This window comes from Streptomyces coryli (assembly GCF_011044975.1).
In the GTDB taxonomy this organism is placed as follows: Bacteria; Actinomycetota; Actinomycetes; order Streptomycetales; family Streptomycetaceae; genus Streptomyces; species Streptomyces coryli.
The window spans coordinates 23,308-47,623 of the sequence record NZ_JAAKZV010000035.1 but is presented as its reverse complement, the minus strand read 5'-3'; the positions used below and the strand labels follow the sequence as shown (position 1 = coordinate 47,623).

Below are 24,316 nucleotides of genomic sequence, written 5' to 3'. Positions count from 1 at the left end.
CCGCCGCCCCGGCCGCTCCGCCCGCTCCTTCCGGTCCAGCACCGCCAGCGCCCGATGCACCATCGGATGCGTACGCAGCACATCCGCCATGGACACCTGCCCCCGCGTGAACTGCGCGAAGATCCGCCACGCCGGCCGCACCCCGGTCAGCGCCGCGTGGAACACCCCGGGCCGGCGTTCGAAGATCGCCAGCATCCGCCGCCCGACCGCCATCTCCACGCCGAGCCCCGCCTTGATCGCGAAGGCGTAGTTCAGCGCCTGCCGCCGCGCGTCCACGGCGTCCTGCGCCTCCGCGACCCGCACCGCCCACTCCCCCGCGATCCGCCCGGACCGCAGCGCGAAGGAGATCCCCTCCCGCGTCCACGGCTCCAGCAGCCCGGCCGCGTCCCCGCACACCAGCACCCGCCCCCGCGACAGCGGCGAGTTGTGCGTACGGCACCGCGTCAGATGCCCCGACGAGACCTCCGGCTCGAAGCCCGCGAGCCCCTGCCGCGCGATGAAGTCCTCCAGATACTGCTTGGTCGCCGCGCCCTCGCCCTTGGGGGCGATCACCCCGACCGTCAGCGTGTCGCCCTTGGGGAACACCCACCCGTACGACCCCGGCAGCGGCCCCCAGTCGATCAGCACCCGCCCCCGCCAGTCCTCGGCGACCTCCGCCGGCACCGGAATCTCCGCCTCGAGACCCAGATCCGCCTGCTCCAGCTTCACGCCCACATGCGAGCCGATCCGCGAGGCGCTGCCGTCCGCGCCGACCACGGCCCGCCCCAGCACCGTCTCCCCGTCGGCCAGCACCACGGCCGCGGTCCGCCGGTCCGGCACGTTCTCGCCGTGCTGCTCCACCCGCGCCACCGTCGCCCCGGTACGCAGCTCCGCGCCCGCCTTGACCGCCGCCTCCACCAGCAGCTCGTCGAACTCGGCCCGGTTCACCAGCCCGAAGAGCGTCGTCCGCGCTTTCCGGGTCCGGGCGAGCTTGCCGTGGTACGAGAACGTCACCGCCGACACCCGGTCCTTCAGCGGCAGCTCGACGCCCGGCGGCAGCGCGTCCCGCGACGGGCCGATGATCCCGCCGCCGCACGTCTTGTAGCGCGGCAGCTCGGCCCGCTCCAGCAGCAGCACGCTCCGCCCGGCGGCCGCCGCGGCGTGCGCGGCGCTCGCCCCGGCCGGTCCCGCGCCGACCACGATGACGTCCCACACCCGGCCGTCGCCGCCCGGCGCCTCCTGCTCGTGTTCGCCGCCGCCCTGCACCTGGTCGCTGCTCACCTTGAAGTCCGTTCCCGCTCGCGCCCACACCTACCGTCCGGTACGTACTGCCGCATCCTATGGCGGCGAACCGCTGTGGCAGGATCGGCAGCATCCCGCATACCACCTCGTCAACGGTGTGACCTGAAGGAGCGTTCCCATGACCACCGCCCAGAACGATCAGCTCGTCGCGACCGTCGCCGCGCTGCAGGACCGTGCGCGAGACGAGCTTGCCGAGCTGGTGGCGTTCCGGTCGGTGGCCGACTTCGAGCAGTTCCCGCGGAGCGAGAGCGAGGGCGCGGCCAACTGGGTCGCCGGCGCGCTGCGCGCCGAGGGCTTCCAGGACGTCGCGCTGCTCGACACCCCGGACGGCACCCAGTCGGTGTACGGCTACCTGCCCGGCCCCGAGGGCGCCCCCGTCGTCCTCCTCTACGCCCACTACGACGTCCAGCCGCCGCTCGACGAGGACGCCTGGGCCACCCCGCCGTTCGAGCTGGTCGAGCGCGACGGCCGCTGGTACGGCCGCGGCTCCGCCGACTGCAAGGGCGGCATCGTCATGCACCTGGCCGCGCTCCGCGCGCTCAAGGAGCACGGCGGCATCCCGGTCGGGGTGAAGTTCATCGCGGAGGGCTCCGAAGAGCAGGGCACCGGCGGCCTGGAGCGCTACGCCGAGGCCCACCCCGAGCTGCTCGCCGCCGACGCGATCGTGATCGGCGACTCCGGCAACTTCCGCGTCGGCCTGCCCACTGTCACCGCCTCGCTGCGCGGCATGACGCTGGTGCAGATCGAGGTGGAGACGCTGGCCGGCAATCTGCACTCGGGCCAGTTCGGCGGCGCCGCCCCCGACGCCCTCGCCGCGCTGATCCGCACCCTCGACTCGACCCGCGCCGCCGACGGTTCGACGACCATCGAGGGCCTGGGCGCGGGCGGCGAGTGGGACGGCATCGCGTACGACGAGGAGCAGTTCCGCAAGGACGCCAAGGTGCTCGACGGCGTGGAGCTGACCGGCTCCGGCGGCATCGCGGGCCGGATCTGGTCCAAGCCGGCCGTCACCGTCATCGGCATCGACTGCCCGCCGGTCAGCGGCGCCACGCCGTCCGTACAGTCCCGGGCGCGGGCGCTGATCTCGCTGCGGGTGCCGCCCGGCACGGACGCCGCCGAGGCCACCCAGCTGCTGCGCACGCACATCGAGTCCCACACCCCCTGGGGCGCGAAGGTCTCCACGACGCAGGTCGGACAGGGCCAGCCCTTCCTGGCCGACACCTCCAGCCCGGCGTACGCGGCGATGGCGGAGGCCATGGCGGAGGCGTACCCGGGTGAGGAGATGCAGGCCGCGGGCCAGGGCGGCTCGATCCCGCTGTGCAACACCCTCGCCACGCTCTACCCGAAGGCCGAGATCCTGCTGATCGGTCTCAGCGAGCCGGAGGCGCAGATCCACGCCCCGAACGAGAGCGTCTCGCCGGCGGAGCTGCGGCAACTGACGCTCACGGAGGCGCTGTTCCTGCAGAAGTACGCGGCCGCGCGCAACTGACGCCGCACGGCCTCAGCGCACGCCGGTCAGCCGGGCGTAGACGACGGTGTTCGCCTCGTAGCCCTGCCCGGGCACGTACTTCCCGCCGCAGGTGAGCAGCCGCAGCTCGGGCATGCCGTTGCGGCCGTAGACCTTCTTGGCCGGGAAGTTGTCGACCGAGTAGAGCCGCACCCGGTAGACGGAGAAGACCGCGGTGCGGCCGTCCTTGCGGTCGATCTGGATCGTGGTGCCGGGCTTGAGCTTGCCGGCGTTGTAGAAGACCGCGGGCCCGACGCGGTTGTCGACGTGGCCGACGATGATCGCGGTGCCGTTCGCGCCGGGCGCGGTGGCGCCGCGGTACCAGCCGGCGAGGTTCTTCACGTTCGCCGGCGGCGCCGCGACCCAGCCGGCCTCGTCGAGTCCGGTCGCCATCAGCGGCGCGTCGACGCCGACGGCGGGGATACGGACCTGGGCGGGCCGCGCGGGCGGCAGCGGCTCGTGCGGCCGCGGGCCGGCGCCGTCGGCACCCGTCGGGCGCGGCGGCCCGTCGCTCCCGCCGAGACCGCTGACGATCATGCCGAGGCCGGCGAAGAAGGCGCACAGCAGCACGGCCATCGTGGGGAGGTAGCCACGCGCGGGCCGCGCGGCCCCGGGTATGTGCCGGGTCATGGCTGGTTCACCGTTCGTTGAGTTCGGCGAGCGCGGCGCCCCGGATCCGAGGCGCCGCGCCCACATGCGGACGGACATGCCCTAGCGGCGCTGATCAGCCCGCCGTCTGCAGTACGTCAGCACACCCACCGCGAGTGCGGCGGAGCTCAATGCCGAACCGGTCGCGACCAGATAGCGCCCGTCGCCCTGCGAGCCGCCGAGCCCACCCCGGGCGGGGGCGGACGGCACGGCGGGCTGCGCGGTGGCCGACCCCGAGGGTGCGGCGGGCGCGGCGGTGGACCCGGACGGTGCGCGGGTGGTCCCGGACGGCGCGGGGGTGGTGCGCGTGCCTGCGCCCGGAGCAGCAGGGGTGGCGCTGCCGGACGACCTGGGCCGGGAGGTGGATCCGGACTGCGGCGGCCGGCTGGTCGGCTCCGGCGAGGCGCTGCCGCTGCTCGTGCCGGAGACCGTGATCGTCGAGCGGCCGGTCTCCTTGCCGCAGGTGAAGATGACGGTGTACTGGGCGCCGGGCTTGGCCTCCCAGTCCACGGTGACCCGGGCGCTCTGCACGGCGCCGGGCATACCGAGGGTCGTACGGTCGAAAATGCCGGAGCGGGCGGTGGCCTCGTGCTCCGTGCAGTCCTGGACGGTGAGGTCGACCTGGCCGCCGGCCTTCACCTTCTTCGGGGACACCGAATAGCCGAAAGAGGTGATGTCGCCGTCCTGCCCCGCCGCCTCCGGCGCCGCCACCCCGACGGCCAGCGCGGCCAGCGCCGTGGCCGTCACCGCCGTGCATATCGTCCGCATCACAACCGCATCCTCTTTCCGAACCAGTGAATCGCTACTGGCACAGACGCTATGCAGACGAAAGCACCGACACGCACTCAGAGTGTGCTGAATGGGGCATTTCCTAGCCCATCGGTGCGGCTCGGCAGATAAAGGAGACGGCCGGCTACCCGACCGGCACCCCGGCCTCGAGGTTGAGCGCCGTCGCCCGCGCCCGGGCGCGCAGCGCCCACCGCAGCCGGGTGTAGCGGACCGGCGGCAGCAGCGACTCCGCCTCCGCCTCGGAGGCGAACCGCCAGGCGCGCAGCTCGGGTCCGGGCAGCAGCACCCGCTCCCGCCGCCCGGCGTCCAGCAGACCGCCGTCGAAGAGCAGCCGCAGCCCGCCGTGCCGCGGCGGCACGGGCGGCTCCCAGTCGACGACCAGCAGCCGCGGCAGCCCGTCGAGCTCGATGCCGAGCTCCTCCGCCACCTCGCGCACGCCCGCGCGTGCGGGCGACTCACCGCGCTCGACGACGCCGCCGGGGAACTCCCACCCCGGCTTGTAGGTCGGGTCGACCAGCAGCACCCGCTCCTCCTCGTCGAAGAGCAGCACGCCGGCGGCCACGGTCTCCCCGGTCGGCTCCGGCGTCTGCACGATCCCGCAGTCCCCGGCGCCGGACGACAGCGCGGCCGCGAGCTCGTCGGCGACCTCCGCGGGATCGCGCCGCCCCGCGTCGACGGCGTACGCCTCGGCCCGCACCCAGGCGGGCATCCGATGCTCGCGCAGAACCGTTTCCTCGGGGCGCAGCAGCACATGTCGTACGGCGATGCTGCGGGCCGCCAGCCCGCCGAAGATCTCGTCCCGGTACGCCTGGCTGACGAGGGTCATCGGCACGATCAGCGCGCCGCCGCCCATCTGCGCGAGCAGCGCGGCCGCGGTGTCGACGACGAGCCGCCGCCAGGCAGGCAGTTCGCGGAGGTCGGCGAGCGACTCGTACTGCTTCTCCGGCAGCATCATCCGCAGCCCGCCCGCGATCAGCTCGGGCTCGTACAGCGTGGACCCCGGCATCGCCTCGACCAGCGCCTCCGCCACCGCGCGCTGCCTCGTGCCCGGAACCCCGTTCAGCCACACGATCACGCTCGTCCCCCTCCGGTCGCCGTATTGGAGTTGCCCGCAACACCCTCCGCGGGAAACCCGCGCCACTTCCGCGGGCCCGCCGCACCCTATGTCAGTGCGGCTGTGTACGTTGGGCGATCATGAGCACGAGCGATGAATCCCTGCTGGGCTCCGCGGACGACATCGCCCGCCTGCGCGAGCTGATCAACCGTACGGAGACCGGGCCGCAGGCCCCTCCGCTGCTGTCCCTGACGGAGGCGCACGCGGCGGCCGAGCTGCTGCTGCGCCTAGGCCGGTATGTGGGCGGCGACCTGGGCGGGCTCGCGGTGGAGCTCGGCGGCAATCTGGTCCGCCGCTTCCCGTCTTCCGAGGGGTGACTCAGCTGTCCGCGCGATAGCGGCGCAGCTCCGGCACCGCCCGTACGATCACCGCGACGGCGAGCATCGTCAGCACCCCGCCGCCGGAGATCGCCGCGCGCGGGCCGAGGAGCGAACCGGCGGCTCCGTGCAGGAAGTTGGCCAGCTGCGGCCCTCCGATGAGCACCACCGTCAGCGCCCCCTGCACCCGGCCGCGCACGGCGTCGTCCGTATGCGCCTGGGTGATGGCGTTACGGAAGGTGCTGAGCAGGAAGTTCACCGCCCCGCCGAGGACGAGCGCGGCGAGCGCGAGCCACAGCTCGGCGGCGAGTCCCAGGACCACGACCGTGCCACCCCATGCCAGGGCCGCCCCCGCCATGACCGCGCCGTGCCGCCGCGCGCGGGTGAAGGTCCCCGACAGCAGGCCGACGCAGCAGACCCCCACCGGATACGCGGCGAGGAGCAGCCCCAGTGCGGGGCCGCCGCCCGCCGGTCCGCCGTAGACGTCTCGCGCGAGTTCCGGGAAGAGCGCGACCGGCATGCCGAGGACCATCGCCGCGAGGTCCACGCCCAGCACGGCCACCAGCAGCCGGCTGCGCGCCAGATAGCGGAAGCCTGCGGTGATGTGCCGCAGCCCGACCTCGTACGGGACGGACGACCGCGGCCGCAGCGGCGGCAGCCGCACCACGGCCCGTACGACCGCCAGCAGCGCCACGGCGTCGCACAGATACAGCGTGCCGACGCCGACGACCGGCAGCAGCATCCCCGCCAGCAGCGGTCCGAGCACGGCGCCGGTGTAACGCACCAGCGAGGTCAGGGCGTTGGCCGCCGGCAGCAGCTCCACCGGGACGAGCCGCGGCACCGCCGCTCCCATGGTGGTCATGATCGCCCCGTAGGCGAGCCCCTGACAGCCCACCAGCACCATCAGCACCGCCATCGACCGGCCGCCCACGACCGCGTACGCCCCCAGCGCGGCATACGTCGCCGCGAGCCCGCAGTTGGCGGCCAGCAGCACGCTCCGCCGGTCCCGGACATCCGCCGCCGCCCCGGCCCAGAGCGCGGCCACGACCAGCGCGCCGAACGACACCGCGCCCGCGGCCCCCACGGCCGCCGACGACCCGCTCACGGCGAACAGCTGCGCCGGGACCGCCGCCACACTGAACGACCCACCGATGGCGCAGACCGTCGAGGCCATCCACAGCCGCCGGAAAGCCGGGACGGCCAGCGGCCGCCGGTCGATCGCGACGGACCCGAGCGACCGGCCCACCGCCCGCGGAATCACCGAGCTGCCGCGTCCAGCCCGACCACGTCCGCGACCACGCAGGCGACGTTGTCCGGCGCACCGGCGGCATACGCCCGCGCCAGCAGCGCGTCCAGCACCTCCTGCGGCCCGTCCGCCACGCCGATGAGCGCCTCGCGCAGCTCCGCCTCCGGCACGACCGCGGACAGCCCGTCGGAGCACAGCACATACCGGTCCCCGGCCGCGGCCCGGTGCAGCGACAGATCCGCCCGCGCCTCCCCCGTCCCGGTCAACGCCCGTACCAGCAGCGCCCGCTGCGGATGCGAGGCGGCCTCGGCCTCGGTCAGCTTCCCGGCGTCCACCAGCGACTGCACGTACGTGTGGTCGTGGGTGATCCGGAAGAGCTCCCCGTCCCGTACGAGATACGCCCGGCTGTCGCCGATGTGCACCAGCGCCAGCCGGGAGCCGGACCACAGCAGCGCGGTGAGGGTGGTGCCCGCGCCGCCGGTGGGCGTGGCTGCCGCGATGTCGCCGATGGCCCGGTCGGCGTCCTCGACGGCGGCTGCCAGGGCGCCGAGCAGCTCGTCGGCCGGGACGGCGAGGGCCTGCAGCGGCTTGAGCGCGTCGACCGCCGCGGCGCTCGCGAGGTCACCGCCCGCGCCGCCCATGCCGTCGGCGACGGCGAGCAGCCGCTGCCCGGCGTAGGCGGTGTCCTCGTTGCTCGTACGCACCAGGCCCGACTCGGACCGGGCGGCGTAGCGCATGCCGAGCACGACTGCGGGCTCGGCGATCGAACTGCCCCTCCCCCGCAGATAGTCGACGAGGAAAGTGGCCAGCTCCCCGCGGGCGGCGGTCTCGGCCAGCACCTGCTCCCAGTAGCCGGCGACGGCCTCGGCCGCCTCCCCCTCCGGCAGCTCGCACACCTCGCGGATCCGCGCCAACGGCATCCCCAGCCGCCGCAGCCAGGCGATCAACCGCGCCCGCTCCAGCTGCCCCGGGTCGTAATACCGATACCCGGACTCGGCATCGACCGCGGCCGGCGGCAACACCCCCATCTCGTCGTACAGCCGCAGCGCCTTGGCGGAGACCCGCGCGGCCCGCGCAAACACTCCGATCGTCACCAGCCGCTCCACGATCCCTCCCCACCCCGGCCACCTTCACCACCGCCGCCGATCCTGCGGCTTGCCCCGGGGGGAAGGTCAACTACCCCACATGCAAACTGCCGCGCATGCGCCAGGGCACGACCGGCATCGTGCTGCATCGGACAGATCGTCACCGTGGCCGTAACCGCGGCACTCCTCCCCGCGCCAGCCGGTACCGCTCAGGCGGCGGCCGCCCCCGAGGCCGACGGGTTTCTCCATCGGGAAGGCCGTGACCTTTCTCGGCAGCCTGCCGGTCGCCATATAAGGGACCGCTGTCCGGGCTGTGCTGAGAAGGATCTCGACCTTACGCTGCACACCTTCCGCACCCTTGGCTCCGTCAGCAAGGTAGACACGGGTACCTGGTGACAGCAGGCGGGGGCCGTGCCATGGCTTGACCTTGGGCGGTGTGATCGACAGGCTCGAACGGCAAGGTGACCAAGATCGGGGACGGGGTGGTTTGTGTGGTGGGCCGTAAGCGGCATCGGGGGCCGTGGCTGGTGCGGGTGGGGCCGCAGCAGATGGTCTGTCCGGTGTGCCGGAGTGAGTTGTTCTGGCAGCGCGAGGTCCAGCTCAACACCGCGGGCATGACGCTCTTGAAGCTGGACTGGGCGAATGAGTCGGCGACCGGGATTCAGTGCGCCCGCTGCTCACGTCTGGAGCTCTTCGCCGATCACCGGCAGATCCGCCTCGGGGCACCTGAGCAGAAGCCCTGACCGGCCCTCACCCCTTGCTCGACCCGAGCGTGAGCCCCGCGATGAAGTGTCGCTGCAGCAGCAGGAAGACCAGGATCGTCGGCAGCGCGACCAGGACCGAGCCCGCCGCCAGGAGGTTGTAGTCGGTGAAGAACTGGCCGCGGAGGTTGTTCAGCGATGACGTGATCGGGAGCTTGTCCGGGTTGGAGATGAAGATGAGGGCCCAGAGGAAGTCGTTGTAGATCCAGGTGAATTCGAGGGTGGCGAGCGCTGCCAGGGCCGGGCGGCAGAGGGGGAGGGTGATGCGCCAGTACTGGGTCCAGACGCCCGCGCCGTCGACGATCGCCGCTTCCAGGATCTCCGTCGGGAGCGTGCGCATGAAGTTCGAGAGCACGAAGACGCAGAAGCCGACCTGGAAGCCGATGTGGGTGATCATCACCGCCCAGTACGAGTCGTACAGCAGCAGCGAGTCCGACATCCACCACGGCAGCGGGATCTTGTTGAAGACCACGTAGAGCGGGGTGACCAGCACCTGCGGCGGGAGGAGATTGCCCGCGGTGAAGGCGATCAGCAGGACCATGCCGAAGCGGACCCGCAGCCGCGCGACCGCGAAGGCCACGAAGGACGCCAGGAAGATCGTGACGATGACGGCGGGGATCGCGATCAGCAGGGTGTTGACGAAGTACTTCCCCATGCCGGAGTCGGTGTAGGCGCGCTCGTAATAGTCGAAGGAGAGGCGCTTCGGCCAGGACAGATAGCCGTGTTCCGCCGTCTCCTGGTACGGGCGCAGGGACGCGTAGACCGCCAGCAGCAGCGGAGCCAGGAAGGCGAGCGAGACCGCCGCGAGGAAGGCGTGCACGCCCAGTCGGCCGCGCCGCCGCCGCACCGTGAGTGGCATCGTCATCGGCCCTTCTCCCCTCGCAGCTCCTGGACCAGATACGTGACGATGAAGCCCAGGGAGACCGTCAGCAGCACGACAGCGATGGCCGAGCCGAAGCCGATGCGGCTGGCCTCGCCGATGATGTTGTCCGTGATGAGCACGGAGAGCAGTTCCAGGCCGTTGCGGCCCTTGTTGATCACGTAGACGATGTCGAAGGCGCGCAGCGCCTCGATGACGGTGATGACGCCGACGATGACGTTCACCGGGCGCAGCGTCGGGAAGACCACGCGGAAGAAGGTCTGCCGGGCGTTCGCGCCGTCGATCGCCGCGGCCTCCTTCAGCGTCGGGTCGACCGATTTGAGGCCGGCCAGGTAGAGGATCATCACGTAGCCGACGTGCCGCCAGCCGGCGAAGATCAGCACCATCCAGAGGTTGATGTCCGAATCGCCCAGCCAGTCCACGGGGTTGTCGTGGTTGGCGAGGACGGCGTTCAGCGCGCCGTTGTCGCGGGAGAGCACCAGCTGCGCGATGAAGCCGACGATGGCGAGGGAGAGCACCACCGGCATGTACAGCGTCGACTGATAGAAGCGGCTGAAGCGCACCCCGCGGTCGATGATCACCGCGAGCAGCAGTCCGAAGGGGGTGGCGACGAAGGCGAGGAAGGCCAGCCAGAGGAGATTGTGGCGGACGGCCGGCCAGAAGGCGGGATACCCGGTCGCCAGGTCCTCGTAATTACGGCCGCCGACGCCCTTGATGTCCCCGATGCCGTCCCAGCTGGTGAAGGACAGCCCGATGGACGCCACCGTCGGGCCCCACACGATCGCTATGTCGATGAGGACCGGTATCCCCAGCAGCACCCCGAGGACGGCGACGTCGCGGCGCGTGAAGCGCCGCATCCGCCGCCGCTTGGGCGCCGGCTCCGCTTTCTGCGGCACGGAAGGCAACTCCCTCACTCGGCCGCGAAGATGGACTTCTTCTGCCGCTCGATATCGTTGACCAGTCCGTCGACGTCCTTCGGGTTCTTGATGAAGGTCTGCAGCGCCGGGATCATCACGGTGGAGGCGAAGTCCGGCCGGGTGTCGCGGTCGAGGAACTGCGATATCTGCTTGGCGCCGGAGACGAGGTCCACGGCCTTCTTCTGCAGCGTGGAGTATTTCGCGGTGTCGGCGCCGTCATTGCAGGCGATGTTGGTCGGGTCGGCGGCCAGATAGACCTCTTCGGCCCGCGGCGTGGCCAGGAACTTCATCAGATCCTTGGCACCCGGCTCATTCTTCGGCCGCTTGGAGAGCAGGAATCCGTCGATCGGTGCCTCGACGGCGTCCTGCCCGTGCTCCGGACTGATCTCGGGGAACGGGAAGAAGTCGATGTCGTCGCGATCCGCCTCGGGGAACTGCTGCCCGGGCAGCGGCATCCCGAAGACCGCCATCGCGGTCTCCTTCTTGTGCAGCCCCTGCGCCGCCTCCTGCCAGGTGCGGCCGAGCGCCCCGTCCTGGTAGTACGGCATGAGCTCGCCCCACAGGTCGAAGACGCCCTTGACCTTGCTGCTGGTCCAGGCTTCCTCACCCGCCATCAGCGCCTTGTGGAACTCGTATCCGTTGAGCCGCATGTTGATGTAGTCGAAGGTGCCCATGGCGGGCCAGCCGTCCTTGTCGCAGAAGGCGACCGGCGTCCCGTCCTTCTTCATCTTCTTCGCGAGGGCGATGAAGTCGTCCCAGTTCGCGGCGGGTTCGTAGCCCTTCTCCGTAAAGAAGCTCTTCCGGTGGAAAACGGCCCACGGGTAGTAGTAGAGCGGCACGAAGTACTGCTTGCCGTCCTCGCCGGTGGACTGCTCCTTCAGCGCGGGCGAGAAGCCCTTGAAGCCCTTCCAGATGTCGCTGATATCCGTCAGCAGCCGCTTCTTCGCGAAGAACTGCATGCGATAGCCGGCGAACCACATGAAGACGTCGTCCGGGCTGCCCTGCAGATAGCGGTTGATGTTCTCCTGGAAGTCGTTGTGGTCCTTGGTGCTGACCTTGACCGTCTTCTTCGACTTCTTCTCGTACGCGTCGAAGACCTTCTGGTAGGCCTTCTTCGGCACCGGGTCGGAGGCATTGGAACCGAGCGTGATCGAATTGCCGCCGCCACCGGGCCCCTCGCCGCAGGCCGCCAGGAGGCTGGGCAGGGTCACAGCCCCGGCTCCGATGGCGGCCGTCCGCAGCAGACCCCGGCGGGACATCGGATGTCCTGTGACCACTTGGTGCGCCGCGCCGGCGCCGTGCGAAGAGCGGCTCATGGCTCTTCCTCCTCAAGGGCGTTACCGAACACAACCGAACGGGATGCCCCGGATCACACCCCCGACTCCGGGCCTCGTCAAGGGTTTTCACGGTCCAACAGGCAACTGTTATCTCTTCTCTTCCGACAGAGTCGAACACGGCCTACCGTAAACACCCGGACCTTGACGCGGTCATGACGACCGATGGACCCAAGGAGACGTAGCGTGCGCCACCAACCATCACGCAAGCGAATCATCGGAGCATTAGCCGCCCTGCTCCTGGGAGCCGGCGCCCTCGCCGCACCAGCCGAGGCCCGGCCGCAGGACGACGTCCGACCACTCCTGGACGACGGGCTCGCCAAGACCCCGCCGATGGGCTTCAACAACTGGAACTCCACCCACTGCCGGGCGGACTTCAACGAGGCCATGGTCAAGGGCATCGCCGACATCTTCGTCGAGCGCGGCCTGAAGGACGCCGGCTACGAGTACGTCAACCTCGACGACTGCTGGGCGCTCCCCGAGCGCAACGCCGACGGCAAACTGGTCCCCGACCCGGTGCGCTTCCCCAACGGCATCAAGGCGGTCGCCGACTATGTCCACTCCAAGGGCCTGAAGTTCGGCATCTACACCAGCGCCGGCACCAAGACCTGCAACACGGCGGGCTTCCCGGGCGCGCTGGGCCATGAGGAGTCCGACGCCCAGCAGTTCGCCGACTGGGGCGTCGACTACCTGAAGTACGACAACTGCAACAACCAGGGCGTGGACGCCAAGCAGCGCTACACGAAGATGCGCGACGCCCTGAAGGCGACCGGCCGCCCGATCGTCTACAGCATCTGCGAGTGGGGCGAGAACAAGCCCTGGGAGTGGGCGAAGGACGTCGGCCACCTGTGGCGCACCACGGGCGACATCAGCGACAACTGGTCGAGCATGCTCGGCATCATGAAGCAGAACCTGCCGCTCTCGCAGTACTCGGGCCCCGGCCACTGGAACGACCCCGACATGCTCGAGGTCGGCAACGGCGGCATGACGGACACCGAGTACCGCACCCACTTCTCGATGTGGTCGATCATGGCGGCGCCCCTGCTCATCGGCTCCGATCTGCGCAAGGCGGACGAGACCACCTTCGACATCCTGGGCAACAAGGAGGTCATCGCCGTCGACCAGGACCCGCTCGGCAAGCAGGGCGAGGTGCTCAGCTCGGAAGGCGGCCGCTGGGTGGTCGGCAAGGAAATGGCCGACGGCAGCAGGGCGGTGACCCTCTTCAACGAGACCGACCAGCCACAGCACATCGCCACGTCAGCCAAGGAACTGGGCCTGCCCGCAGCCGACGCCTACACGCTGCGCGACCTGTGGCAGCACAAGAGCTTCAACACTGCGGGCACGATCGCGGCGACGGTCCCGGCCCATGGCACGGCGATGTACCGCGTCTCGGCGGACGGCGACTGGGCATCACATCCCCCGGCCGTCGAGGCAGGCATCGACACGACGCCGTACGTGGAGGGGGGCCGGCCGACGGAGACCACGACCACGGTCGTGAACCACGGTCGTACGGCTGCGCGTGAGGTGAAGGCGGCGCTCTCCGGGCCGGAGGGGTGGCAGGTGAAGGCGGCCACGTCGTCGACGGCGCCGGCGCTGCCGAGCGGGGGCAAGCTCCGTACGAAATGGAGCGTGTCCGCGCCTGCCGGTGCCCAACAGGGGGCGCATGAGCTCACCTTGAGGTCCAGCTATAAGTCCCCGAAGGGGGATCAAGTCAGCGCCGAACTCACCGGCCGCGCGTATGTAGTCCAAGCACCACCGGACGGCTCTACTCATGCGAGCGATCTCACCTGGCTGAGCGCCACGAATGGCTGGGGGCCGGTGGAGAAGGACACGAGCGTTGGCGAGGACGAGGCGGGGGACGGTAGTCCGATCACGATCGGCGGCACTACGTATGCGAAGGGGCTGGGTGCGCATGCCGTAAGCGAGATCGTCTATTACACCGGCAAGCAGTGCAGCGCCGTCACCGCGAAGGTCGGCCTCGACGACGAGAAGGCCGACAAGGGCACGGTCGCCTTCGAGGTCTGGGCGGACGACAAGAAGGCAGCCGCCACGGACACACTCACCAATGCGATGCCGGCGCAGGACCTCACGGCTGACGTCACTGGCGCCACGACCGTACGCCTTGTCGTCACGGACGGCGGCGATGGCGTGGACAGCGACCATGCGGACTGGGCGGAGGCCAAGCTGAGCTGCTGAGGACAGACCTCCCGCCGGCCGGCAGCGCTGGGCGCCCCGCCCCTTCTCCCCTTCCGTAGCCAGCCTTCCGGCCGGCACCGGGATCGGACGCACGTCGGCGACGCTGCCGTCACCATCCGATGCCAACTCACCCGTCCCCGCGGGGAAACGGACGGCTTGGCATCGGATGGTGACGGTCGCGTCGCCGACTTAAGCCTGGTCCCGGTGCCAGTTGAATGGCTGGCTACGGAAGGGAGGAGGGGCGGGGGGCTTCGCGCTGCCGGGTGACGGTCGAGGTCTTGGCGGGCGGCTGCCCAGCAAGTGCAGCCGGCGCTGCCGGGTGACGGTTGGGTGCTGGCGGGTGGCTGTCCGGGATACCGGACAGCGTTGCCTCAGGCCCCTGTCGCGAATGGCGGCAATCGCAAGCCCTGCGCCGCAGCCGCCGCCGCCCCTATCAGCCCCGCATCTGTGCCCAGCACCGCCGGTACGACCTCAAGCCCCGACACAAAGGACAACGTCGCGTAGCTCTTCAGATGCCGCCGCAGCGGCTCGAAGAGCAGGTCTCCCGCCCCCGCCACTCCCCCACCGATCACGGCAATCTCGATCTCGACCAACGTCGCCGTCGCCGCAATACCCGCCGCCAGCGCCTGCGCCGCCCGGTCGAAGGAAGCCAGCGCGATCGGATCGCCCGCCCGCGCCGCGGCCGCCACTCCCCGCGCCGTCGCATCGCCATCCGGGCCCGGCAGCCAGCCCTCGCTCAAAGCGCGTGCGGCGATGTTCGGGCCGCTCGCGATGCGCTCCACGCACCCCCGCGCGCCGCACGGGCACGCATCCCCGTCCAGGTCTACGGAGATGTGGCCGATGTGACCCGCGTTGCCCGTCGGCCCAGGGTGGATGCGGCCGTCGAGCACCAGGCCGCCGCCAACTCCCGTGGAAACCACCATGCACAGCGCGCCCGCACGACCGCGCGCCGCGCCCTGCCAGTGCTCGGCTGCCGTGATCGCGACGCCGTCGCCGACCAGTTCCACCGGCAGGTCCGTGCCGACCGTCTCGCGTACGCCCGCGACCAGCGGGAATTCGCGCCAGCCGGGGATGTTCACCGGGCTGACGGTGCCGGTCGAGGCGTTCACCGGTCCTGCGCTGCCGATGCCCAGACCCGCTGCCCGTGGCCACTCCGGTGCCGCCGTCAGCTCCCGCAGCACCTCCGTGACCGCGCCCATCACCACACCGGCGTTCTCCTTGGCCGGGGTCGGGCGCTGGGCCCGTACGAGCAGCTGTCCGTCCTCCCCGACAAGCGCGCCAGCGATCTTCGTGCCGCCGATATCGAGCGCGGCGATGAGGTCAGTCTGCATCGGCGTAGAGAACTCTCCTGGTGACGGGACGGGGATGACCATATCCTCCCCGCCCCTGACAACGTTGTCCAGACCCTATGATCGACACCACCTGCCACGGAACCAGAAGGACACCGGAACGTGACCGACTCGCCGACAGACACCGCCTCCAGCCGCTACGGCTCCCGGCCGACGATGAAGGACGTCGCCGCCCGGGCCGGCGTGGGCCTGAAAACGGTCTCGCGCGTCGTCAACGGCGAGGCCGGCGTCACGCCGGACACCGAGCAGCGGGTCCGCGAGGCGATCCTCGCCCTCGGCTTCCGCCGTAATGACAGCGCCCGCATCCTGCGCAAAGGCCGTACGTCGTCCATCGGCCTGGTCCTCGAAGACCTGGCGGACCCCTTCTACGCCCCGCTCAGCAGGGCCGTCGAGGAGGTCGCCCGCGCCCACGGCACCCTCCTGATCAACGGCTCCAGCGCCGAGGAGCCCGCCCGCGAGCAGGAGCTCGTCCTCGCCTTCTGCGCCCGCCGCGTCGACGGCCTGGTGATCATCCCGGCCAGCGACGACCACCGCTACCTCGAGCCGGAGATCGCCGCCGGCATAGCGACCGTCTTCGTCGACCGCCCCGCGGGCCGCATCGACGTGGATACGGTCCTGTCGGACAGCCACGGCGGCGCCCGCGACGGCGTCGCCCACCTCATCGCGCAGGGCCACCGCAGGATCGGCTTCGTCGGCGACCACCCCCAGATCCATACCGCCGCCGAGCGCCTGCGCGGCTACCGTACGGCGATGACCGAGGCGTCCCTCCCGGTGCACGGCTCCTGGGTCTCGATGGGCTCCACCGACCCCGAGCGCGTCCGCACCGCGATCGGCGCGATGCTCGACGGCCCGGAGCCGGTCACCGCCCTCTTCGCGGGCAACAACCGCGTCACCGTGACCGCGGTCCGCATGCTCCGCGAACGCGCCCGCTCCGCCCCCGTGGCCCTGGTCGGCTTCGACGACTTCGAGCTCGCCGATCTCCTCTCCCCCGGCATCACCGTCGTCGCGCAGGATCCGGCGGAGCTGGGGCGGACGGCGGCGGAGACCCTGTTCCGCCGCCTCGAGGGCGTGCACGACGCGCCGAAGCGGGTGGAGCTGCCGACCCGGCTGATCGTCCGCGGCTCGGGCGAAGTCCCCCCGGCCTGAGGTCAGCCCTCGGGCTCCCACTCGTCCTCGTCGTCCGGCTCCTCGCCCGCCACCCCGAGCAGCCTCCGGGTCAGCAGGTCCCGGTCGGACAGCAGCTCGTCGAGCGCCGCCTCCACATCCCGGGCCGCCGTCTTCTCCTCGCGCTCGGCGGCGAACAGCACGGAACGCCGCACCAGTTCCTTGGTGAACGATGCCGTGGTGCCGTCGGTACGCTCCACCACCCGCTCGACATCCTCCTCGCCGAGCCCCAACCGGCCGCCGTACAGGCCGAAGAGCCGGCGCCGCCCTGGCACATCCGGCAGCGGCACCTCCACCGCCATGTCGACCCGCCCCGGCCGCTGCGCGAGCGCGGGCTCCAGCAGATCGGCGCGATTGGTGGTCAGCAGAAACGCCACATCGGCGTCGTCGCCGAGTCCGTCCATCTCGTTGAGCACCTGGAAGAGCAGCGGCTGCTCGCCCTCGCTGAAGTCCCGCGCCTCCGCCACCAGATCGCAGTCCTCCAGCACCACCAGCGCGGGCTGCAGCTGCCGCGCCAGCGCGCACGCGGCGCCCACGAACCGGATCGTCGGCCCGGCGAGCACCACCGCCGTGAAGTCCGGGAGCCGCGAGAGCAGATAGCGCACGGTGTGCGTCTTGCCGGTACCCGGCGGCCCGTAGAGGAGCAGCCCCCGGCGCAGGTGCTGCCCCGCCGCCCGCAGCACCTCGCGGCGCCGGGCCACGCCGACGATCTGCCGCTCGATCCGCTCCAGCACCCCGTCCGGCAGCACGATGTCGCCCTCGGACAGACCGGGGCGCGAGTGGAAGCGGAACGGGCCGATGCCGTCGTCGAAGTCCGAGCCCTCGAAGGAGAGGATCTTCCCGCGGAAGACGTTGTGCTCGCGGATGAGCCCGTCGATCCCGCCGAGGAACCGCTTCGCCGCCTCCCGGGAGGGGGCGAGAACCTCCAGCTCCACCTTGTCGTGGCCGTACTCGTCGCTCGGCCCGCGCAGCAGCACCGCATAGCGTTCGTCGCCGTCCGTGCCGAGATAGATGCCGAACGAGACGCAGGCGAGTTCCTCGCCGGGCGCGACGGGCAGATAGGCGTAATCGACGGCGCCGAGGATGAAGCGGTCCCGCCGCTGCGCCGCCTCCAGGATCTCCGACAGCGAGTCGTGCACCCGGCCCGCGCCGGTCAGCCCGATCAGCTCGTGGGTACGGCCCTCGCTGCTGAACCACCGCTCCAGCGCGAGATGGACATTCGCGTGGTCGTACGCCGCGTAGCCGCCCTTGACGACCGGGATCTCCTCGGGCCTGGCGCCCAAGTGGTCCGCCAGCCGCTCCATCAGCGAGCGGTCCTCCGCCGCGTCCTCCCGGTGCACCACCTGGTCGAGGAAGTCCCGGAAGAGGCGGCCGAATTCGGCCAGTTCCTGCTGCTCCATCGTCAGCCCCCCGTCACCGGCGGCCGGTCTGCCGCCTCCCTCCCACGCTAGGGGGACGGAGGCGGCACAAGCAGCTGATTTAACGCCCGGCGAGCTTGTCCAGCTCGGGCCGCTCGAGGCCGGTGAGCTTCGTGACCTCGGCCAGGTCGACCGCGCCGCAGTCCAGCCCGCGCAGCAGGTAGCCGCTGAGCGCCTTGGCGGTGGCGGGCTCGTCCATGACGGCGCCGCCGGCCTGGGCGACGTACGCGGCGAGCCGCGCGGCGGCCTGCTCGAGGCCCTCGCGGTAGAAGGCGTAGACGGCCGCGTAACGGGTCGGCAGGTGGCCCGGGTGCATGTCCCAGCCCTGGTAGTACGCGCGGGCCAGCGAGCGCCGTACGAGGTCGTGGTGGAGCTTCCAGGCGGCGTGCACCTGCTGGGTGTCGCCGACCGGCAGGACGTTCGTCGAGCCGTCGGACAGCCGGACCCCCGTGCCGGCCGCCGCGACCTGCATGACGGCCTTCGCGTGGTCGGCGGCCGGGTGGTCCATGGACTGGTACGCGGCGCTGACGCCGCAGGAGGCGCTGTAGTCGAAGGTGCCGTAGTGCAGCCCGGTGGCCCGGCCCTCGGCGGCGTCGATCATGCGGGCGACGGTGGCGCGGCCGTCGCCGCCGAGGATCGACTGGGTGGTCTCGATCTGGATCTCGAAGCCGATCCGCCCGGCGGCGAGGCCGCGGGCCTTCTCGAACTCCTCCAGCAGCCGCACCATCGCGGTGACCTGCTCGGCGTACGTGACCTTGGGCAGGGTGAGGACGAGCCCGTCCGGCAGGCCGCCGTTCTCCAGCAGCCCGGTGAGGAAGATGTCGAGGGTGCGGATGCCGCGGTCGCGGACGGCGGCCTCCATGCACTTCATGCGGATGCCGAGATACGGCGGCGCGCTGCCGTCGGCGACGGCGGCGGACAGCAGCTGCGCGGCGCGCGCGGCGGCCTCGTCCTCCTCCTCGTCGGGGCGCGGCCCGTAGCCGTCCTCGAAGTCGATCCGCAGGTCCTCGACCGGCTCCCGGGTCAGCTTGGCGCGCACCCGGTCGTAGACCGGACCGGCGAGCTCGTCGGGGATGCCGAGGACGCCCGCGAGCGCGCCCGCGTCGGGAGCGTGCTCGTCGAGCAGGGCAAGGGCCTGGTCGCCCCAGGAGCGGACGGTGCCGGCCTGGTACGCGTCGCCGGGGACGTAGACCGTGTGCACGGGCTGCCGGGTGCCCGGGTCGCCCGGGTAACGGCTCGCCAGCTCCGCGTCGACCTGCGCCAGCGAGGCGCCGATCTTCGCGCGTACGGAGACTGCGAGCGACGTCGCGACCCCCACCGAGGACTCAGCTCCCTGCACCATCCCACTCCCTCAACTCAACAAAGCGTTGAAACGAAAGTTAATCTCCACCATGCGGAACGTCAATGGTCAGCCTCACGCACAGGCCCCCGCACGCGGTCGCGTACGGGGGCCTGTGGACGAGCTGCGGCGAGCGGGTCAGCCCTTGCGGGTCTTGACCTCTTCGGTCAGCTGCGGGACGACCTCGAAGAGGTCGCCGACGATGCCGTAGTCGACGAGGTCGAAGATCGGCGCCTCGGCGTCCTTGTTGATCGCGACGATCGTCTTGGACGTCTGCATGCCGGCCCGGTGCTGGATCGCACCGGAGATACCGGAGGCGATGTACAGCTGCGGCGAGACCGACTTGCCGGTCTGGCCGACCTGGTTGGAGTGCGGGTACCAGCCGGCGTCCACCGCCGCCCGCGAGGCGCCCACGGCCGCGCCGAGCGAGTCGGCCAGGGCCTCGATGATGTGGAAGTTCTCCGCGCCGTTCACGCCACGGCCGCCGGAGACGACGATCGCGGCCTCGGTCAGCTCCGGGCGGCCGGTCGACTCACGCGGGGTGCGGGAGACGACCTTGGTGCCGGTGGCAGCGTCCGAGAAGGACACGTTCAGGGCCTCGACGGTGCCCGCGGCCGGGGCGGCCTCCGGGGCGGCCGAGTTCGGCTTGACGGTGATGACCGGGGTGCCGGTCGAGACGCGGGACTTGGTGGTGAAGGAGGCCGCGAACACGGACTGCGTGGCCACCGGGCCGTCGTCACCGGCCTCCAGGTCGACGGCGTCGGTGATCAGACCAGAGTTCAGCCGCAGCGCCAGCCGGGCAGCGACCTCCTTGCCCTCCGCGGAGGAGGGCACCAGCACGGCGGCCGGGTTCACCGCGTCGTACGCGGCCTTGAGCGCGTCCACCTTCGGCACGACCAGGTAGTCGCCGAACTCCGGCGCGTCGGCGGTCAGCACCTTCACGGCGCCGTACTCGGCGACCGTGGCGGCGGTGTCCGCGGCGCCGTTGCCGAGCGCGACGGCGACGGGCTCGCCGATGCGGCGGGCGAGGGTGAGCAGCTCCAGCGTGGGCTTCTTGACGGCACCGTCGACGTGGTCGACGTAGACAAGGACTTCAGCCATGGGAAGACAATCTCCTGTGCAGAGTGTGAGGGAGGGGGACGTAGGGGCTCAGATGAACTTCTGGCCCGCGAGGAACTCGGCGAGCTGCTTGCCGCCCTCGCCCTCGTCCTTGACGATCGTGCCCGCGGTACGCGCCGGGCGCTCGGTGGCCTCCTCGACCTTCGTCCAGGCGCCCTCCAGGCCGACTTCGTCGGCCTCCAGGCCCAGGTCGTCCAGGTCCAGCTCCTCCACCGGCTTCTTCTTGGCGGCCATGATGCCCTTGAAGGACGGGTAGCGGGCCTCGCCCGACTGGTCCGTCACGGAGATCAGCGCCGGGAGGGAGGCCTCCAGCTGCTCGGTCGCGGAGTCGCCGTCACGGCGGCCGGTCACGGTCCCGCCGGATACGGAGACCTCGGACAGCTGCGTCACCTGCGGCACGCCGAGACGCTCGGCGAGGATCGCCGGGAGCACGCCCATGGTGCCGTCGGTCGACGCCATGCCGCAGACCACCAGGTCGTAGCCGGCGTGCTCGACGGCCTTGGCCAGCACGGCCGAGGTGCCGAAGACGTCGGTGCCGTGCAGGTCGTCATCCTCCACGTGCACGGCCTTGTCGGCGCCCATCGACAGCGCCTTGCGGAGCGCGTCGCGGGCGTCCTCCGGGCCTACGGTGACGACGGTGATCTCGGCGTCGTCGTCGTTCGCTTCCTTGATCTGCAGGGCCTGCTCGACCGCGTACTCGTCCAGCTCCGACAGCAGACCGTCCACGTCCTCGCGGTCGACGGTCAGGTCATCGGCGAAGTGCCGGTCGCCGGTGGCGTCGGGCACGTACTTCACACAGACAACGATCCTCAAGCTCACGCCGGCTCCCAACCGCTTCTCGTTCGTCTCGTCCTTGAAACTGCCGTGCTGGCAGCATATGCATATTACTCGTCAGTACATCGACGTCATTCCCTGGTTTCAAGGACGTTGAACTGTGACGTTCCCTACTGCCTCGCCCAAAGCCGCGATGACGTCGGCCTTCCGCGGCATTCCCGTCGCCCGGCGCACGACCGACCCGGCGGCGTCCAGCACCAGCACGGTCGGCGTGCCGGTGATCTCCAGCCGCCGCACCAGCTCCAGATGCGACTCGGCGTCGATCTCCGTATGCACCACTCCCGGCACCATCGCCGCCACGTCCGTCAGCACCCGGCGGGTGGCGCGGCAGGGCTGACAGAAGGCGCTGGAGAACTGCACCAGGGTGGCCCTGCTCCCCAGGCCCTCGATGTCAAGGTCCGCGGGTGTGAGAAGCGCTTCCATGCGACCCAGGATGCCTGACCGTATGCTGCGGAAGTGGCAGAGCTCATCTACCCGCCGGTGATCCAGGCAGCGCGCACCTGGTTCAAGGCCCTGGGTCTTCGCATCGACCTTGACGGCGCGCAGCACATCCCCAAGGACGGGGGTGCCGTGCTGGTGAGCAATCACATCAGCTATCTCGACTTCATCTTCTGCGGCTATGCGACGCTGCCCGCGAAGAGGTATGTGCGCTTCATGGCAAAGGAATCGGTGTTCCGGCATCGCATCTCCGGGCCGCTGATGCGCGGGATGAAGCACATCCCCGTCGACCGGGCCCAGGGGGCGCAGGCCTTCCGTGAGGCCCTGGCGTCGCTGCGGCGCGGCGAGATCGTGGGCGTCTTCCCGGAGGCGACGATCTCGGAGTCGTTCACCCTCAAGGGATTCAAGTCGGGCGCGGTGCGGATGGCCCAGGAGGCCGGCGTGCCGCTGCTGCCGATGGCGGTGTGGGGCACGCAGCGGCTCTGGACGAAGGGCCGCAAGCGGGACTTCGGGCGGAATCGTTTCCCCATCACGATCCGGGTCGGCGAGCCGATGGGCGTCGGCTCGCAGGTCGACCAGGACGCGCTGACCGCCAAGCTCAAGGGGCGGGTGCAGGAGCTGCTGACCGCGGCCCAGGAGGCGTACCCGGACAAGCCGAAGGGTCCCGACGACTCCTGGTGGCTCCCGGCCCATCTGGGCGGGAGCGCACCGAAGCCGGCGACCTGAGGCCTCAGGCCCTGGCCATCTCCTCGGCCAGGGCCTCGACGAAGGCGTCGACATCCTCGGGCCGGGTGTCGTACGAGCACATCCAGCGGACGTCGCCGGCCGCCTCGTCCCAGAAGTAGAAGCGGAACTGCTTCTGCAGCCGCTCGGTGACGTCGTGCGGGAGCCGGGCGAAGACGCCGTTCGCCTGAACGGGGTAGAGGATCTCGACCCCGTCGATGGCCCGGGCGCCCGCCGCGAGCCGCTTGGCCATCGCGTTGGAGTGCTGGGCGTTGCGCAGCCACAGGTCCTTCGCCAGCAGCGCCTCGAACTGCGCCGAGATGAAGCGCATCTTGGACGCCAGCTGCATGGACAGCTTGCGCAGGTGCTTCATCGCGCCGACCGCGTCCGGGTTCAGGACGACGACGGCCTCGCCCATCATCATCCCGTTCTTGGTGCCGCCGAAGGACAGGATGTCGACGCCCGCCACGTTGGTGAACGCTCGCATCGGGACGTCGAGGGTGGCGGCGGCGTTGGCTATCCGGGCGCCGTCGAGGTGCACCTTCATGCCGCGCTCGTGGGCGTGGTCGCAGATGGCCTTGATCTCGTCGACCGTGTAGCACGTGCCCAGCTCGGTGGACTGGGTGATCGACACGACCTGCGGCATCGCCCGGTGCTCGTCGTCCCAGCCGCGCGCCTCGCGGTCGATCAGCTCGGGGGTGAGCTTGCCGTCCGGGGTCGGGACGGTGAGCAGCTTCAGCCCGCCGACCCGCTCGGGCGCCCCGCACTCGTCCACGTGGATGTGCGCGCTGTCGGCGCAGATGACGGCGCCCCAGCGCTCGGTGACCGCCTGGAGGGCGACCACGTTGGCGCCGGTGCCGTTGAAGACCGGATAGGCCGTGGCGTACGGGCCGAAGTGGCTGCGGAAGATCTGCTGCAGCGCGTCGGTGTACTCGTCCTCGCCGTAGGAGACCTGATGGCCGCCGTTGGCGAGGGCGATGGCGGCGAGGATCTCCGGGTGCACGCCCGCGTAGTTGTCGCTGGCGAAGGCGCGCGCGTCCGGGTTGTGCCGCCGCTTGGCGTCGGTCTTCGTGGGGTCTACGGCTGGGGTGTGAGCCACTGGCGGGTTCCGTTCACTTCCTCGACGGGACGGGCGTAGACACCGGCGATCTCGTCCGCGAGCTCTGCCACGTGCGTGAAGCCGGGGAACTTCCGCTCCGGCTCGGCGGCTCGCATCGCGTCATTGACCAGCGCCTTCACCACCAGGATGACAGCCGCGGCGGGCGGCGGGCCATCGCCCCCGGCCTTCTTGAAGGCGTGCCCGAGCGCGAGTGTCCAGGCTTCGGCGGCGGCCTTGGACGCGGCGTAGGCGGCATTGCCCGAGGTGGGCTTCGAGGCGCCGGCGGCGGAGATGAGCACGTACCGGCCGCGGCCGCCGCTGCGCTGCAGCGGCTCCTGGAAGGCCAGCGACGTGTGCTGCACGGTCTGGATGAGCAGCTTGTGCAGCACGTCCCAGTCGGCGAGGTCGGTCTCGGCGAAGGACTTCGAGCCGCGCCAGCCGCCGACGAGGTGCACCAGGCCGTCGACGCGGCCGTGGTCCTTCTCGATCCGCTCCGCCCAGTCGCGGGTGGCCTCCGGGTCGAGCAGGTCGACCTGCTCGCCGTAGACGAAGCCGCCGAGGCCGCTGGCGGCCTTGACCGCGTCGTTCAGCCGCTCCGTGTCGGCGTCGGCGCCCACCACCGTGGCGCCCGCGGCCGCCAGCCGCCGCAGCGCCGCGCTCCCGGCGGGGCCGCCGGCGCCGGCCACCGCGATGACGGCCCCCTTGAGGGCGCCGTCCGTGTCGTTCCCCGAGGTGCTCATTGCTTGTCCGTTCTTCCG

The 24,316-nt window shown here is 71.1% G+C and carries 23 protein-coding genes; 6 read left to right on the top strand and 17 right to left on the bottom strand.

Features of this window, described 5'->3' with window-relative positions:
- A partial coding sequence (locus G5C51_RS11330; protein WP_338118099.1) for a geranylgeranyl reductase family protein occupies positions 1 to 1,245 on the bottom strand: 1,245 nt, incomplete at its 3' end.
- A gap of 154 nt (positions 1,246 to 1,399) precedes the next feature.
- Here G5C51_RS11330 and G5C51_RS11325 point away from each other — a divergent pair.
- On the top strand, positions 1,400 to 2,770 hold the full coding sequence (locus G5C51_RS11325) for a dipeptidase (protein ID WP_165235899.1): 1,371 nt from the start codon (positions 1,400 to 1,402) through the stop codon (positions 2,768 to 2,770).
- Positions 2,771 to 2,782: 12 nt separating this feature from the next.
- Here G5C51_RS11325 and G5C51_RS11320 read toward each other — a convergent pair whose 3' ends face one another.
- The 3 genes from G5C51_RS11320 to G5C51_RS11310 all read right to left on the bottom strand — a co-directional run bounded on the left by G5C51_RS11320 (position 2,783) and on the right by G5C51_RS11310 (position 5,300).
- A complete protein-coding gene (locus tag G5C51_RS11320; protein WP_240929561.1) occupies positions 2,783 to 3,418 on the bottom strand; it encodes a class F sortase in 636 nt (211 codons plus the stop codon).
- 81 nt (positions 3,419 to 3,499) lie between these two features.
- Positions 3,500 to 4,207 (bottom strand): hypothetical protein, encoded by a 708-nt coding sequence (locus tag G5C51_RS11315; protein WP_165235896.1) that lies wholly within the window; start codon positions 4,205 to 4,207, stop codon positions 3,500 to 3,502.
- A gap of 142 nt (positions 4,208 to 4,349) precedes the next feature.
- A complete protein-coding gene (locus G5C51_RS11310; protein WP_165235893.1) occupies positions 4,350 to 5,300 on the bottom strand; it encodes an NUDIX domain-containing protein in 951 nt (316 codons plus the stop codon).
- A 119-nt stretch (positions 5,301 to 5,419) separates the two neighbouring features.
- Here G5C51_RS11310 and G5C51_RS11305 point away from each other — a divergent pair, with 119 nt between their 5' ends.
- Positions 5,420 to 5,656, top strand: a complete 237-nt coding sequence (locus tag G5C51_RS11305; RefSeq protein WP_165235890.1) for a hypothetical protein — start codon at positions 5,420 to 5,422, stop codon at positions 5,654 to 5,656.
- A gap of 1 nt (position 5,657) precedes the next feature.
- Here G5C51_RS11305 and G5C51_RS11300 read toward each other — a convergent pair whose 3' ends face one another.
- A complete protein-coding gene (locus G5C51_RS11300; RefSeq protein ID WP_206313705.1) occupies positions 5,658 to 6,902 on the bottom strand; it encodes an MFS transporter in 1,245 nt (414 codons plus the stop codon).
- A gap of 11 nt (positions 6,903 to 6,913) precedes the next feature.
- Positions 6,914 to 7,996: a MerR family transcriptional regulator gene (locus tag G5C51_RS11295; RefSeq protein WP_338118098.1), complete on the bottom strand. Its 1,083-nt coding sequence runs from the start codon at positions 7,994 to 7,996 to the stop codon at positions 6,914 to 6,916.
- 452 nt (positions 7,997 to 8,448) lie between these two features.
- Between G5C51_RS11295 and G5C51_RS11290 the strand changes: the two genes are divergently transcribed.
- Entirely contained in the window at positions 8,449 to 8,730 is a 282-nt protein-coding gene (locus G5C51_RS11290; RefSeq protein ID WP_206313704.1) for a hypothetical protein, read from the top strand.
- A 7-nt stretch (positions 8,731 to 8,737) separates the two neighbouring features.
- Here the strand turns inward: G5C51_RS11290 and G5C51_RS11285 are convergent, their stop codons facing one another.
- Genes G5C51_RS11285 through G5C51_RS11275 form a run of 3 tightly spaced genes read right to left on the bottom strand, consistent with a single transcriptional unit; the run spans position 8,738 to position 11,804 of the window.
- Positions 8,738 to 9,613: a carbohydrate ABC transporter permease gene (locus tag G5C51_RS11285; protein WP_165235887.1), complete on the bottom strand. Its 876-nt coding sequence runs from the start codon at positions 9,611 to 9,613 to the stop codon at positions 8,738 to 8,740.
- Entirely contained in the window at positions 9,610 to 10,485 is an 876-nt protein-coding gene (locus G5C51_RS11280; protein WP_165235917.1) for a carbohydrate ABC transporter permease, read from the bottom strand. The genes G5C51_RS11285 and G5C51_RS11280 overlap by 4 nt, the downstream gene beginning before the upstream one ends.
- Positions 10,486 to 10,538: 53 nt before the next feature.
- Positions 10,539 to 11,804 carry an ABC transporter substrate-binding protein gene (locus tag G5C51_RS11275; protein ID WP_165235914.1) on the bottom strand — a complete coding sequence of 422 codons (1,266 nt, stop codon included), beginning with the start codon at positions 11,802 to 11,804 and terminating at the stop codon, positions 10,539 to 10,541.
- Positions 11,805 to 12,044: 240 nt separating this feature from the next.
- On the opposite strand from G5C51_RS11275, the gene G5C51_RS11270 reads away from it, so the two are divergent.
- The gene (locus G5C51_RS11270; RefSeq protein WP_206313703.1) at positions 12,045 to 14,075 is read left to right on the top strand and encodes an NPCBM/NEW2 domain-containing protein; all 2,031 of its coding nucleotides are present in this window, start codon (positions 12,045 to 12,047) and stop codon (positions 14,073 to 14,075) included.
- Positions 14,076 to 14,446: 371 nt separating this feature from the next.
- Here G5C51_RS11270 and G5C51_RS11265 read toward each other — a convergent pair whose 3' ends face one another.
- Positions 14,447 to 15,406: an ROK family protein gene (locus tag G5C51_RS11265; protein ID WP_165235884.1), complete on the bottom strand. Its 960-nt coding sequence runs from the start codon at positions 15,404 to 15,406 to the stop codon at positions 14,447 to 14,449.
- 174 nt (positions 15,407 to 15,580) lie between these two features.
- Between G5C51_RS11265 and G5C51_RS11260 the strand changes: the two genes are divergently transcribed.
- A complete protein-coding gene (locus tag G5C51_RS11260) occupies positions 15,581 to 16,570 on the top strand; it encodes a LacI family DNA-binding transcriptional regulator (RefSeq protein ID WP_165235908.1) in 990 nt (329 codons plus the stop codon).
- Positions 16,571 to 16,572: 2 nt separating this feature from the next.
- On the opposite strand, the gene G5C51_RS11255 is transcribed toward G5C51_RS11260, so the two are convergent.
- The 5 genes from G5C51_RS11255 to G5C51_RS11235 all read right to left on the bottom strand — a co-directional run bounded on the left by G5C51_RS11255 (position 16,573) and on the right by G5C51_RS11235 (position 21,721).
- Positions 16,573 to 17,988, bottom strand: a complete 1,416-nt coding sequence (locus G5C51_RS11255) for an AAA family ATPase (protein ID WP_165235881.1) — start codon at positions 17,986 to 17,988, stop codon at positions 16,573 to 16,575.
- Positions 17,989 to 18,067: 79 nt separating this feature from the next.
- Entirely contained in the window at positions 18,068 to 19,348 is a 1,281-nt protein-coding gene (locus tag G5C51_RS11250; RefSeq protein ID WP_165235878.1) for a DUF6986 family protein, read from the bottom strand.
- A gap of 135 nt (positions 19,349 to 19,483) precedes the next feature.
- Complete coding sequence (locus tag G5C51_RS11245; RefSeq protein ID WP_165235875.1) at positions 19,484 to 20,446, bottom strand: electron transfer flavoprotein subunit alpha/FixB family protein; 963 nt, start codon at positions 20,444 to 20,446, stop codon at positions 19,484 to 19,486.
- Between the two features lie 48 nt (positions 20,447 to 20,494).
- Positions 20,495 to 21,283, bottom strand: a complete 789-nt coding sequence (locus G5C51_RS11240) for an electron transfer flavoprotein subunit beta/FixA family protein (protein WP_165235872.1) — start codon at positions 21,281 to 21,283, stop codon at positions 20,495 to 20,497.
- Between the two features lie 99 nt (positions 21,284 to 21,382).
- Entirely contained in the window at positions 21,383 to 21,721 is a 339-nt protein-coding gene (locus tag G5C51_RS11235; protein ID WP_165235869.1) for a thioredoxin family protein, read from the bottom strand.
- 33 nt (positions 21,722 to 21,754) lie between these two features.
- Here G5C51_RS11235 and G5C51_RS11230 point away from each other — a divergent pair, with 33 nt between their 5' ends.
- Positions 21,755 to 22,462: a 1-acyl-sn-glycerol-3-phosphate acyltransferase gene (locus G5C51_RS11230; protein WP_165235867.1), complete on the top strand. Its 708-nt coding sequence runs from the start codon at positions 21,755 to 21,757 to the stop codon at positions 22,460 to 22,462.
- Between the two features lie 4 nt (positions 22,463 to 22,466).
- Here the strand turns inward: G5C51_RS11230 and G5C51_RS11225 are convergent, their stop codons facing one another.
- Together G5C51_RS11225 and G5C51_RS11220 are read right to left on the bottom strand one after the other, a co-directional pair.
- Positions 22,467 to 23,558: a beta-eliminating lyase-related protein gene (locus tag G5C51_RS11225; RefSeq protein WP_165235864.1), complete on the bottom strand. Its 1,092-nt coding sequence runs from the start codon at positions 23,556 to 23,558 to the stop codon at positions 22,467 to 22,469.
- Positions 23,537 to 24,298 carry an SDR family NAD(P)-dependent oxidoreductase gene (locus G5C51_RS11220; protein ID WP_165235861.1) on the bottom strand — a complete coding sequence of 254 codons (762 nt, stop codon included), beginning with the start codon at positions 24,296 to 24,298 and terminating at the stop codon, positions 23,537 to 23,539. Before G5C51_RS11220 ends, G5C51_RS11225 begins: the two co-directional genes overlap by 22 nt.
- Positions 24,299 to 24,316 lie beyond the last annotated feature (18 nt).